Source organism: Clostridium manihotivorum, from assembly GCF_004015185.1.
Taxonomy (GTDB): Bacteria; Bacillota; Clostridia; order Clostridiales; family Clostridiaceae; genus Clostridium_AR; species Clostridium_AR manihotivorum.
The window spans coordinates 6,316,033-6,329,685 of the sequence record NZ_CP025746.1 but is presented as its reverse complement, the minus strand read 5'-3'; the positions used below and the strand labels follow the sequence as shown (position 1 = coordinate 6,329,685).

The 13,653-nt window shown below is 31.9% G+C and carries 10 protein-coding genes; 6 read left to right on the top strand and 4 right to left on the bottom strand.

Annotation, left to right across the window (positions count from 1 at the left end; translation table 11 throughout):
- Positions 1-29: 29 nt before the first annotated feature.
- The 3 genes from celB to C1I91_RS27770 form a co-directional block, all read right to left on the bottom strand.
- On the bottom strand, positions 30-1,370 hold the full coding sequence (celB, locus tag C1I91_RS27780; RefSeq protein ID WP_128215835.1) for a PTS cellobiose transporter subunit IIC: 1,341 nt from the start codon (positions 1,368-1,370) through the stop codon (positions 30-32).
- A gap of 85 nt (positions 1,371-1,455) precedes the next feature.
- Positions 1,456-1,764 carry a PTS sugar transporter subunit IIB gene (locus tag C1I91_RS27775; RefSeq protein ID WP_128215834.1) on the bottom strand — a complete coding sequence of 103 codons (309 nt, stop codon included), beginning with the start codon at positions 1,762-1,764 and terminating at the stop codon, positions 1,456-1,458.
- 101 nt (positions 1,765-1,865) lie between these two features.
- Positions 1,866-2,198: a PTS lactose/cellobiose transporter subunit IIA gene (locus tag C1I91_RS27770; RefSeq protein ID WP_128215833.1), complete on the bottom strand. Its 333-nt coding sequence runs from the start codon at positions 2,196-2,198 to the stop codon at positions 1,866-1,868.
- A gap of 356 nt (positions 2,199-2,554) precedes the next feature.
- Here C1I91_RS27770 and C1I91_RS27765 point away from each other — a divergent pair, with 356 nt between their 5' ends.
- The 5 genes from C1I91_RS27765 to C1I91_RS27745 all read left to right on the top strand — a co-directional run bounded on the left by C1I91_RS27765 (position 2,555) and on the right by C1I91_RS27745 (position 11,311).
- Positions 2,555-5,206, top strand: a complete 2,652-nt coding sequence (locus tag C1I91_RS27765) for a sigma-54-dependent transcriptional regulator (RefSeq protein ID WP_128215832.1) — start codon at positions 2,555-2,557, stop codon at positions 5,204-5,206.
- A 94-nt stretch (positions 5,207-5,300) separates the two neighbouring features.
- Positions 5,301-5,831: an ECF transporter S component gene (locus tag C1I91_RS27760; RefSeq protein ID WP_128215831.1), complete on the top strand. Its 531-nt coding sequence runs from the start codon at positions 5,301-5,303 to the stop codon at positions 5,829-5,831.
- Between the two features lie 258 nt (positions 5,832-6,089).
- Positions 6,090-7,631 (top strand): sensor histidine kinase, encoded by a 1,542-nt coding sequence (locus C1I91_RS27755; RefSeq protein WP_128215830.1) that lies wholly within the window; start codon positions 6,090-6,092, stop codon positions 7,629-7,631.
- A 384-nt stretch (positions 7,632-8,015) separates the two neighbouring features.
- Positions 8,016-9,185 (top strand): alanine racemase, encoded by a 1,170-nt coding sequence (alr, locus tag C1I91_RS27750; protein WP_128215829.1) that lies wholly within the window; start codon positions 8,016-8,018, stop codon positions 9,183-9,185.
- 167 nt (positions 9,186-9,352) lie between these two features.
- The gene (locus tag C1I91_RS27745) at positions 9,353-11,311 is read left to right on the top strand and encodes a triple tyrosine motif-containing protein (RefSeq protein WP_128215828.1); all 1,959 of its coding nucleotides are present in this window, start codon (positions 9,353-9,355) and stop codon (positions 11,309-11,311) included.
- A 307-nt stretch (positions 11,312-11,618) separates the two neighbouring features.
- On the opposite strand, the gene C1I91_RS27740 is transcribed toward C1I91_RS27745, so the two are convergent.
- The gene (locus tag C1I91_RS27740; protein ID WP_128215827.1) at positions 11,619-12,551 is read right to left on the bottom strand and encodes a DUF2935 domain-containing protein; all 933 of its coding nucleotides are present in this window, start codon (positions 12,549-12,551) and stop codon (positions 11,619-11,621) included.
- Between the two features lie 243 nt (positions 12,552-12,794).
- Between C1I91_RS27740 and C1I91_RS27735 the strand changes: the two genes are divergently transcribed.
- The gene (locus tag C1I91_RS27735; RefSeq protein ID WP_128216125.1) at positions 12,795-13,649 is read left to right on the top strand and encodes a patatin-like phospholipase family protein; all 855 of its coding nucleotides are present in this window, start codon (positions 12,795-12,797) and stop codon (positions 13,647-13,649) included.
- Positions 13,650-13,653: the final 4 nt, after the last annotated feature.

Below are 13,653 nucleotides of genomic sequence, written 5' to 3'. Positions count from 1 at the left end.
TCTATATTCTTTATATAATATACTATTTTCTATACAGTTAAGTTTGCATCAGCAGATTCATAAGCTTTTTCTTCAGCAAGATATTGCTTGTCAACCATCCTTATGAATGGGAAATAGATTATGAAGGAAACAGCAATTTCTACTACTTGAAGTAATGCTCCTTTAACTCCTGACACTAGGAAGCCACCAAATATTGCTGGAGTAGTCCAAGGAATAAGAACTCCTGAAGGACGAGGAACCAATCCTGTAGATACTGCAAAGTAACATACAACTGCTAGTGCTATTGGAGTTATTATAAATGGTATCATCATTATTGGGTTAAGAACTATTGGAAGACCAAAAGTTATTGGTTCATTTATATTGAATAAACCAGGAAGGAAAGCTAGTCTACCAAGTTTTTTACAGATTTGAGATCTACATAGGAACATCATTGTTATACATAATGCAAGTGTACAACCAGAACCACCTAATTGTAAGAAAATTTCTTGGAATTGTTGAGTGATAACATGTGGAAGTGCTGAGCCAGTCACACCAGTTTTAAATGCAGCTAAGTTTTCAGCTGACAATGAAAGCCAGATTGGTGACATAACAGAACCAACTATATTAGCACCATGAATACCAAATACCCAGAATAAACCAATGAATAAGTTTGCAATTACTGTTGCACCTAAACTATCACCTAAGTGAGTTAATGGAGCTTGAAGTACTTTGTAAATGAAGCCATGTACTGTTCCATATGAAGTCCAAGTGAATAGAAGTCTAATAACGTCAAAGCTTAATATTACTAAAGCTGCTGGAATAAGTGCTGAGAATGCTTTTGATACTGTTGGAGGAACTCCTTCAGGCATCTTAATAACCCAGCCTCTTTTTACTACCATTCTTATAATTTCTGTAGTTAGTATAGCAGTAAGCATACCAACGAATAATCCCTTTGATCCAAGCCAGTCCATAGGAATAACATTTGTTATGTCATAAACTGTCTTTGAATTTGCTGGAGTAAAAGTTGTTGCAAATGGAGTAAGCATAAAGAATGCTACTAAAGATATAGCACCTGTGCTTATGCCTTCTAATTCGTAGTGAAGTGCTAAGCTGTTTGATATACCATATACTACGAAGATTGTCATTATAGACATTGTTATGTCATTAGGTCTTGAGAAAAATACTGTCCAGTTCTTTCCAAATACACTAGCCATAAAGTCTAAGAAGCCTTGAATTGGGAAGTTTGCCACAAGAAGTGACATAGCACCGATTATAAGTAATGGCATAGCTAGCATAAAGCCATCACGAATTGCTAACAAGTATCTGTTTGCAGATATTTTGGCAGCTACGGGCATTAGTTTACTTTCTAATAAGTCCATAGGTTTTGACATGATTTTTATCTCCTTTCATTTTAAGAAATATATAATAAAAAATTTCTAACAATGAATATAGGTGTTATTTGTTTATTGGTAGGTTCTATTTTTTTATTAAGGTTAATGCTTTTTCAAGAACCTTTTGGCCATTCATCATACCGTAATCTTGAGGAGCTATAACATCTATTGGTACATTATGTTCATCACATATCTGTTTAGCTCTTGCAAGTGCAAATCTTATTTGAGGCCCAAGCAATACTAAATCAGCTTCAGGAATATATTTTTTCATTTGAGCTTCTGGGTAAGCATTTATATTTACTTCTAACCCTTTTGCTTTTGCGGCTGCTTCCATCTTAGTTACCAATAAACTAGTAGACATACCTGCTGAACAGAATAAAACGATATTAATCATAATAAGTTCCTCCTATAAATATAATTTTATTAATGGAATTCTAATGCTAAATACTTATTGCAGAGTTTTATGATGTTTTAGACAAACCCTTATTTATGTTTTTATGAATTTGGTAATTTATCTAACAAAGGCTGAAGCTGTTTTCTAAGTTCAATAATCTGAACTATTAAGTTTTTTTCTGATATAGCAGTCATCAAGTGATCTTGGCTGTGAACGAATAAAGCTGTTATTTCCAGTTTTTCACCTGAAGCTTCTCTGTGTAATAGTGAAGTTTGAGAGTCGTGAGCGCGGCCTATTGCTTCGTCTGCAAGTTCCATAGAGGTAGAGGCTCCTTGGAAATCTCCACTATTGGCTTTAGTGAGTGCTTCGTGAGCATAAGCCCTAGCATCACCTGCGTTGATGATAATACCCATTATTACTTCTTCCATGTTCATTGTCCTGTCCCCCTTTAGGTGAGTATTTTAGTTTAAATTATTTCTTATGCCATATCTTATAGCAAGTATCGTGCCAAAACTCTAATAGGCTTACAATTAAAAGCATTACAGTAAATGTTTACAGTGTGTTTTTATACAAAACTGTAGTGTTTTAATAAAAAGTGGCTAGTGTTTTGATATGAGAAATAGTGTTTTTTTTACTTTAAACAGTGTTTCTGTTAATTAAAATTACAGAGATAATTTTTTGGAAAGTTTATAGTATTGGGTATATTTACTTTTATAATGAAAATGTTTTAATATATAGTTAATTACTGCAATGTATTTTTTTGAGAGTATTTGTGGAAAGGAGATGAATTATGAAAAGAATTGATTTAGTTTATAATAAGTTGCTAGAACTTTCGTGCCCAGATGGAATAAGTGCTTCTGAGCTTGCTGAAATAACAAATATATCAAGAGCAAATATTAGTTTTGATTTAAATAGGCTGTGGGAAGAAGGAAAGGTTAAAAAATCTTCTGGAAGACCAGTAAAGTATTCAGTTTCTATAAAGGGACATAATAGCTCCGATGGAAAAACATCCTTAGATGATTTATTGAGAAAAAATGAAAGTTTACTAGAGGCTATTGAGGGGGCTAAGGCCGCTATACTTTATCCTCCTAGAGGAATGCATTGTTTGATACTAGGAGAAACTGGTGTTGGAAAATCAATGTTTGCTGACTATATGCATGAATATGCTGTTGAAATGGGGGTGAAGAAAAAGGATTCTCCATTCATAATATTTAACTGTGCTGACTATTCCAATAATCCTCAGCTTTTAAATGCTCAATTATTTGGAGTTAAAAAGGGAGCATATACTGGAGCTGAGTTTGATAAAGAGGGGTTAATAGAGAAAGCAGATGGGGGAATTTTATTTTTAGATGAAGTTCATAGATTGCCACCAGAAGGGCAAGAGGCCTTTTTTACATTTATGGATAAGGGATGTTTTAGAAGAATAGGTGAATCTGATATGAGAAGGGCAGATGTACTTATAATATCTGCAACCACAGAAGAACCGGCTTCTGTTCTTTTAAAAACTTTTACTAGAAGAATTCCTATGACTATACATTTACCTTCTCTTAGAGAAAGGTCTGCTAAAGAGAGACTTGGACTTATCAAAGGTTTTTTTGATGCTGAAAGGGTAAGACTTGATAGGGAGATTGCAGCGTCTCTAAATACCATGAGAGCATTGTTATCTTATGATTGTCCTAACAATGTTGGACAACTAAAAGCAGATATACAGCTTTTATGTGCAAAAGCCTATTCAGATTTTCTAACTGGAAAGAAGAATGAGGTTAAAATAACTAGTACAGACCTTCCTCCGCACATAAAAGAAGGGCTTTATAATGAGAAAGGAAATAGAATACTTTGGAACGAAACCTTGGGGGAGAAAATAAATTTCTTTAAGTTCTCAAAGGGAGAAGACGACATTGTAAAGCAGCATAAAGAAGGAAGCATATACGACATTATAGATAATAAAGTAAAAGAACTTAGATTAAAGGGTGTATCCAGTCTTGATATTGAAACAATACTGGAGAATGATATAACAAAATATTTCAAACTGTATATAAAGGGAGCAGAAAACGCTATAAGCAGAAAAAATTTAATAAACATATTGGGTGAAGATACACTGCTTTTAATTGATAAGATGTTCTATTATGCCACAACGTCCTTAGGAAGAAATTTTGATTCTAATACTTTTTCTGCCCTTTCACTACATGTGAATACATTGATAGAGCGACTAAATAATAATAAGACTATAATAAATCCTCAGTTGAATTATATAATAAAAAAATACCCTAAAGAATTTGAAGTGGCAAAAGAATGCGTAAAGATATTAGAAGAACATTTGAACATAAAGGTTCCTGAAGATGAGGCTGGCTTTATAACTTTATTTTGGATTTTAGACAAGGAAAATAAAGAAAAAGATAAGGTTAAGGTTATATTGATAGCACATGGTGAAAGTACAGCCAGCTCTATGGCTGATGTTGCCAATAAGCTTCTAGGAGAAGATGATGTTGTTGCAATTAATGCGCCAATTGAAGTTAGTCCTCTTGAAGTATTGGCAGCACTTAGAGCCTATGTTAAAAATCACTTGAACCCAGTTGGATATTTAATATTAGTAGATATGGGATCGCTAACAACCTTTGGAGAAACTATAGAAAAGGAGTATGGAATACCTGTTAGAGTAGTGCCTCTTGTTTCAACTCTACATGTATTAGAGGCTGCAAGAAAAGCAAGGTTAGGTAATGGAATTGAAGAAATATATAGGGATGTTATTGCCGTCAATTCATATATGTTTGAACATAGCTACAATAATAAAACTCTAGATAAATCTAAGAAGATGGCAATTGTAACAGTTTGCTTAACTGGAGAAGGCACTGCTATAGCTATGAAGAGTTTCTTATCTCATAATTTGAGGTACGATAAAGATTTATTAGAGATTATTCCAATAAACTTTATTGAAAGAAATTTAATAAAATCTAAACTTCAGGAAATTGAGAGAGATAAAGAAATAATTTTTATTGTATCCTCATTTCCTTTAGATACAGAGATAAAGCAATACAATATCCACGATGTTATAAGTCTTAGAGTAATAAATGAAATACAAGAGATAGTTGATATAAAAACTACCCTTGCAAAGATGGAGGATGTCATTACTGAAAATATAGAGGGAGTAGACGGGAAAGAGCTATATAATGACATTGTAGATACTCTGGATAATGCAAAGTTTATACTTAGAATGGAACTACCGGATTCAACCATACCAGGGATAGTTCTTCATATAGCATTTATGGTGAAAAGAATAAGCAATGGTCAGAGTGCCAGTGCATATGAAGGGAGAGAGAGTTTCATAGAAGAAAATTTGAATATTTATGAAGCCGTGAAGAAGTCCTTAGTTAACTTAGAAGAAAAATATTCTATACAGGTTTCAGAGGATGAAATATGTTATATAATGAACTTCTTTCGTTAAGTGAATAACAGGTTTCTATTAATAGTTATATAGATACAACTATTATGGATAAAGTGAAGAATTATGAATATATTTATACTAAGGAGGTGTGAAAATGGAAAAGATTAACTCTAATGGGTTGTCGAAATCAGCCTTACTATTGGCTATAGCTATAGCTTTTCAACTTATAGGGAGAACTATACCAGAAATAAATCAGTTTTTAGTAGGACCTATTATTAATGCAGTATTGCTTCTGTCAGTTTATATTTGTGGAGTTAAATGGGGAGTTCTTACAGCTGCTCTTACTCCAATTTTGGCTTGGGTAGTTGGACAACTTGCTGCGCCTATGGCACCATTCATACCGTTTATAATTATAGGGAATATAATATATGTGATATTGTTTGGATCGGTTAGAGAAAAGATATATGGAATTTATATAGGAATAATATTAGGTTCATTTGTTAAGTTTTTATTTTTATCACTTTCTGCATCGCACTTAGTTAAGCTTCTTAAGCTTGGAATACCAACAAAGGTTTTAGATAAATTAGTACTATCCATGGGAGTACCTCAGCTTATAACTGCATTAGCAGGAGGAATAATTGCCATGGTGCTGATACAAATACTTTCTAAAAGAAAAGTTATATAAAAAATCCATAATTAAGACTAAGGCTTCCACAAATTATAATTAAAAAATTTATTAGCTTATGATTGTTATCTTTTATAGAGGTACTAAGGTTAAGAATTCGCTATACCAGATATTTACAAAAAAATATTAATCTGTATAAAGATAAATATAGATTAATATTGATATTAATGGTAAAATATAGATAAATTTATAATGAAAGCTTAATTATAAATAATATTTTTCTTAAAATTGAATCTCGAATTATGTGGAGGACACAAGATGTTAAGTGAGCAACTCTCTCATAGTATAGAATATGGTGCATATTTCACAACTATTAATTCTATGGTGGTTAATGCAAATAATGAATTTTTTTATTTATCTGGTTATTCAAGAGATGAGACTGTAGGTAAAAGTGTCTCTGAATTATACAGAATGATAAGGCTTGATATAGATTCCTTAGAGCTAAATGAAAACAGAAGTTATTATATATTTGATTCTAAATTAGATCCAATAGAAGTAGATATCTTGATTGAAAATAATAATTATAGCAATGAGATAACTTATTTCCTTATCAGAAAAGAAACTCAAAGCTTGGGAGAAAAGCTTCCGGTATTTGAAAGGCTATACTTAGACAACAGATTTGGGGTGGCTGTTTTTGCTATGCCAGATAGGATCTTATTGAAGGCTAACCAAACTTATTTGGATTTTTTTGATAAGCCCTTCAATTCGAGAGAGACTACTTATGGCAAAAAGGTTAATGAGTTTGTAACAGGTTGGGATATTAGCCCTTCTAAGGAGTTTTGGGATCAAGTAACAAAGACAAAGCAATCTTTATATATAGATGAATATTCTTTTCCTCATTTTGAAAGGGGAATAACTTATTGGGATGGATCTCTTATTCCTATTGTATATAATAAACAGTTAAAATATGTTGTTGAAATTACCAATGATATTACTGATAAAGTAACATATAGAAACCTAATAGAACAGCAGAGTAAAATAATAAAAGAGGAAAAGCAGAAAGCGGAAAAAGCATTAAAAATGCAGGAAGAGTTTTTTTCGTTTATATCACATGAGTTCAAAACTCCTCTAACCGTAGCTATGTCGGCTACTCAATTTTTAGAATTAACATGTAAGGATAGCTTATCTGACATAGGTAGGAAATATTTGAGGAAGATTCATCAGAGTTCATTGCAACAGCTTAGACTAGTAAATAACCTATTAGATATTACTAGAGCCGATACTGGATATCTAAAGTTCCATAATAGAAATGTAGATATAGTAACTGTGACAAAAGCAATAGTTGACTCCATAGCGCTTCTTGCAAAAGAAAAGAAGATTGATGTTAAGTTTTCTTCAAGTATTTCAAAGTTAACCATGGCTATTGATGATGAAAAGTATGAAAGGATAATATTGAATCTTCTTTCCAATGCTATAAAGTTCACTGATGTTAAAGGCAACATTTATGTTAAGTTATCAAAGAGAAAAGGTAAGTTTTGCATAAGGGTAATAGATGAAGGTGTAGGTATACCTAAGGATAAACAAAATATAATATTTGAGAGATTTGGACAAGTGAATAATAGTCTTACTAGATCTTCTGAAGGAACAGGTATAGGGTTATGTTTAGTTAAGCTTTTAGTAAATTCTTTAGGTGGTAGTATAGAATTGAACAGCCAGGTTGGAAAAGGGAGTGTGTTTACTATTCTTCTGCCAATAACTATTGCTGACGATGTTGAAGAAAGTAATAATGATTTGATGAATGATAGATTGGCTAGAGCTGTTAATATTGAATTTTCTAATGTATATCTAAATTATCAATAAGTTTGATGTATATATAGTTGTTATAAAGATATATTTGCCTAGGATATTATTAAAAATAAACTTTGAAGGATATTTATGAGTAAGATTATTGATACTAAGATAGATGAGTTTAAACTAAGGTTTGCATAAGAAGAAAAAACTTAGCTGATAAATTTTAAACTTGATTTTATATAAGTTATTAAAGCTATAGAAGTTAAATTATTATTGATTTAGCATCTATAGCTTTAATAATTTATACCACATGTGTATTATAATGTAAGTTTATGATTAAGTATGGATAATGGCAGTTCCATACCATACCACTTAGTATTAAATATATATATAATATGGATATTTAATTCCTACCACTTAATTGCTACAATGAATATATAAGTTATTTAGGAGATGATTGATTTGAAAATGCTGCATCCAGTTTGGGTAGAGATAAATCTTGATAATTTGGAGTTTAATATAAATCATATAAAAAGTAGGATAGGAAATAGCGAGATAATAAGTGTTATAAAGGCTAATGCATATGGGCATGGTGCTTTAGAATGTGCAAAGCTTTTATCAAGTATAGGTATAAATAGATTTGGTGTTGCAAATATAATGGAAGCCATTGAGTTAAGAAAAGGTGGAATAGAAGATTCTATAATGGTACTTGGGATTTCCGGTGAAGATATTATAGAAGAACTGATAAAATATGATATAGAAGCAACTGTATCAAATTATGAGTTTGCTAAGAAGTTATCGGAAGCTTCCAAGGAGTTTAGAAAGATAAGTAGCATTCATATAAAACTAGACACTGGTATGGGGAGAATAGGCTTTTTGCCCAAAGATGAGGAATTAAAGATAGTAGAAGATATTTGTATGTTAGAAAACATAAAAGTTGAAAGTATATTTTCTCACTTTGCATCTGCAGATAAAAAAGATAAGAGTTATACCTTAGAGCAATTAAATACTTATAATAATGAGATTAAAGAAATTTCTTGTATTTATAAAGATAAAATAAGAAGAAATATTGCAAATAGCGCAGGGATAATAGACATACCTGAAAGTTGTTATGACTATGTGAGGCCAGGAATTGTTCAGTACGGCTACTATCCATCAGAGGATGTTATAAAAGATAATTTAGAACTTAAGCCTGTATTAACTTGGAAGAGTAGAGTAGTTTATTTGAAATCTTTAGACGAAAATAAATTTATAGGATATGGGCAAAACTTTAAGACTGCCAGAAAGAGCAAGATAGCAACTATACCAGTTGGATATGCGGATGGATATTCAAGGATATTGTCAGGAAAAGCTAAGGTTATAATAAATGGAAAGTTAGCGCCTGTAGTTGGAAATATATGCATGGATCAGATTATGGTAGATGTAACTGAAATTCCTGAAGTCAAGGTTAATGATGAGGTTATACTTTTAGGGAGTGACGGAGATATAAAGTTTGATGCAGACGATATGGCTAGTATAATGGGTACTATTAATTATGAAATACTGTGTAATATAGGTAGAAGAGTTACTAGAGTATATAAGAGATGTGGACAAGATACAGATGTGGTTAATTATGTATTCTAGCCCATTAAAACACCAATAAGATATGATGATAACACGCTTCAGAATGAAACTGATACCAACGATATTAATATTAAAATTGTATAACTAGCTTATACTTTTTTAGTCAAAAGATAAAGGGGGAGGTTCTTCTGAAGCTTAATAAAAAAGTGGGTATTTTCTTTCTTATTATGCTGATAACGCTTGCATTTCAAAATGTAAAAGCTTATGCTATCAGCATTGGTGTAACAAGTCTTACTACGGATAGACAGTCAGCAAAAGTTGGGGAAATTGTAAAGATAAATGCTAGTGCAACAGGAACAAAAAATTTGCTCTATAAGTTTTCTATTTATGATGGTGCAAGATGGTACACTTTACAAGATTATTCCTCAAAGACCAGTACGCAATGGCAGCCTTACAGGCCTGCAACACAAAAGATAAAGGTTGAAGTAAAGGATAGGTATAGTAAAACTATTTCTACTGCTTATAAACAAATAAACTTTGAAGTATACAGCACAGTAAAAGCTGAAAGTATATCTAGTAGTATCAGTTCTCCGGTTACTGTAAACACTTCTGTGAAGTTTACTGCTAATATTAACTTACCTAATGGAGTACTTTATAGATATTATATCTATGATGGACAAAATTGGAGTATGGTTAGAGACTATACTTACGATAAGACATATACCTGGATACCATCAAAGGAAGGTAAGTATAGGGTAAAGGTAGATATAAAACAAGCCAATTCCTTAAGGAATCCAGATACTTCAATTGAGACATCTTACGAAGTTAAGAGTTCCACTGCAACAATAAGTAATATAGCTTTTGATAAAGCAACGCCAGCTCTTGTAAATACACCGATTACAATTACAGCGATGGGTGGCGGGACAAGCAGTATCTTGTATAAGTTTATGGTGAACAATGGAACTGGATGGGTTACATTAAGAGATTATTCTGCTGATAATAAATTTATTTGGAATCCTACAGAAGGTTCTAGCTATACTGTAAGGGTTCAAGTAAAAGCACAAGGGTCTACAAGTGAATTTGAAAACTTTTTAGAGAAGACCTTTGTAATAGCGAGGCTTCCACAAGTTCAGCAGATCTCAACAAACTTAGCATCTCCAAGAAGACTTGGTAATACAATAATAATAAGTTCTAAGGCTGTTGATGGAATTTCAAGCTTATATAGATACTTGATTAATGATGGTAGTCAGTGGGTTTTAGTTAACGACTACTCAGCTAATTCTACATATACTTGGATACCTTCAAAAGAGGGTAAGTATAAGATTAAAGTTGATGTTAAGGATATTTCATCTAAGAATATTTATGATGGATCAAAAGAAATAGATTTTGAAATTTTGAGATACGGTAGTATTAGCTATACTAACACTAATATTACACTAGATAGTTTTGTTAACAGTCAAATGGGACTAGCATCTAAGGCTCAGACCTGGAGCAGCGGTAACTGGATTGATGCAACAAGGGATCAAGTTAAGTATTATGCTGACCCTAATAACTTTATAACAGATTATGGGGTATATCAATTCTTAAAGCTTAACTACGTAGATGGAATAACTGTTGAGGATTTAAATAATGTACTTTTAGGAAAAGGTGTTCTAGAAGGAAAAGGTGCTTCTTTTATACAGGCAGGGAAAACCTATAATGTTAACCCAGTATATTTAGTAGCACACTCTTTATTAGAGACAGGCAACGGAACATCAGCTTTAGCTACAGGAATAACAGTTAGTCAGGTTCATGAGATTTTTGGGAATATCGGTTCTAAGTTAATTCCGGTTAGTACTCCTATGAAGGTATATAATGTTTATGGTGTAGGAGCTTATGATTCTAATCCAGATCTTTGGGGATCAGAAAATGCGTATGAACAGGGATGGTTCACAGTTGATCAAGCAATTGTAGGTGGTGCAAAGTTTATATCTCAAAGCTACATAAATAGTACAACTTACAATCAAAATACTCTTTATAAGATGAGATGGGATATTGGTACCATATACAGATCACCTAATACATTGTATGCTCACCAATATGCTACAGATGTGGGTTGGGCTTATAAACAATCTCAAATTATGAAAAACATAATATTAAAAATGAAAAATTCTATGTTTTACTACGAGATTCCTAAGTTCAATTAGTTAAATTCAATTATAAATATTGAGCTTAAGCTCTGTTTAATAGCTATAGGTATTAAGAAATTAGAAAAGACTTAGATTAATTTTAATATAATTAGTCTAAGTCTTTTAGTTTTTTACTGTATAGGAATCCTACATGGAGGCTAAAGACCTCACAAAGGTATAATGAAAAACGCTTTCTTTTTCGTAGGAAAGTATAAAAACGTTTCCTAGCTAAATCTACTAGTATCCAGGGGTTGTAATAGCTGTTTAAGGTAAGCCATAAAAAAGAAAGTCTTATTTGTCTGCCAGATTTTCCTCATATACATTACTATTGAGTTGACTCAAAGGTTCTTAGAAGCTTTAAATAGTAATTTGCTTCTCTTAGAACGTGGTCGCTTAATAGTGGAGGTATTATAGAACGTATTTTACAAGAAAGTATTCCTTCTACGGATTGTGTTTTAAAGTCTCTTAAGCTGGTAACTTGAGTTATAGTTTCTCTTGTAACTCTTGCAAGTTCTTCTGGACTATCTTCAAGTGCTAAGGTTGAAGCAAGTAGCTTATCAAATTCATTAGAGAATCCGTTAGCTGTATCAAAAAGTGCTGGTTGAGATGGATCTAGATACCCTCTTATAAATTTTGAATGCTCATCCATAAGCCTAGTCCAATTAATTTCAAAGTTTATTATTTCATTTATTGTATCTATAGTATCTTTCATTTGCAACTTCCTTAAAGTCATTACAGCAAACTGAGCCTCTCTAGTGACATGTTCTAGCATTAAAGGATAAGTATAAGAAAAGGCTCTGCAGTTTAAAACATCATTTAATAATTTTGTTTGAAAGTCTATGACTATATTTGTAAGACGAATAGCTTCTTCATTTAATCCTGATATTTGAGCTATTAGGTTGTCTTGTCTGGAGCTTGGGAAACTAGACTTAAACATCTTTATTTCTTGACTTGTAATATTTGTTTCTATGGGAATTCCAGTTAATTGAGATGTTATTGTTTCAGCAGCTAAGGTGTATTCTGTTACAAATTCTCCTGAGTTTGTTATAGAGCCGCTAACTTGCTCGTTTGTACTAAGCAATATGACTCTGGAAAGAAGATCTTCATATGCTCTCTTAAAGATGTTAGCCTGTTTTATAATGTTTAAGTTCTTTATTGGTAGCGAAGCTGCCGCAAAAATTGTATGTTCCTTTGCAATTCTTAAAAAGAATAGGTTAAACTCTAATGAGTGAATGATATAGTCTCTATCACTGAGCATAATGTATCCTTCCTTAATATTATTTATGTAGCTTTGTAAACCTTACAATGACTATTATATGAGCCTATGATATAAAAGGTTACTTTTACTTATTAAAATTATTATTTATACTTAGTAGCTTTCTATAACTGGTTTACAAGGCTGTTTTAAGTATTATAATTATTTTATTAATAAAATTTTGACTATTATAAGTTGAAACAATTTAGTATAATAAAGTAAATATAAAGAGTAGAAGGTGATATGATGAAGGATATAGGATTAGTACTTGAAGGTGGAGGTCTAAGGGGAGTTTATACTGCTGGTGTGCTTGACTTCTTTCTTGAAAAATCTTTACACTTCCCATATGTAATAGGAGTTTCAGCAGGTGCATGTAATGCAGCATCATATATTTCTAAACAGTTCGAGAGAAACAAAAGAATTAACATAGGGTATATAGGAGATCATAGGTACTTAAGTTATAGGAACTTTTTAAAGGAAAAGAGTTTGTTTGGAATAGATTTTGTATATAACAAAATACCGAATGAATTAGATCCTTTTGATTATGATACGTTTTTTGATTCTGATCAAAGATTTGTCATCGGAACTACAGATTGTATAACAGGGGAACCTTTTTATGTAGAAAAAAATCAGTGCTTTAAAGATAATGACAAGATAATAACTGTTATACGAGCATCTAGTAGTCTTCCTTTTGCAGCGCCTATAGTTGATTATGATAAGTATCATCTGCTTGATGGAGGGATATCAGCTCCTATACCATTAAATAAGTCAATAAGTGATGGTAATAAAAAACACGTAGTTATACTAACAAGGCCAGAAGGCTATAGAAAAGAAGCGTTTAAGAGAAGATGGATTGTAGATAGAGTTTACTCTAAATATAAAGGTCTAGCTGAGGCTATGGTAAACAGACATTCCGTTTATAATAAAACTTTAGATTTAATAGAGCAGATGAATAGAGACGGAGATATATTTGTTTTAAGGCCAAGCGAAGATTTACAGGTTGATAGATTGGAAAAGAAGCCTGAGAAGCTTTATAAACTATATGACTTAGGCTATGAAGATGCAAAGAAGAATTATGAAAAGTTAAAGGCTTGGTTATAAAAAG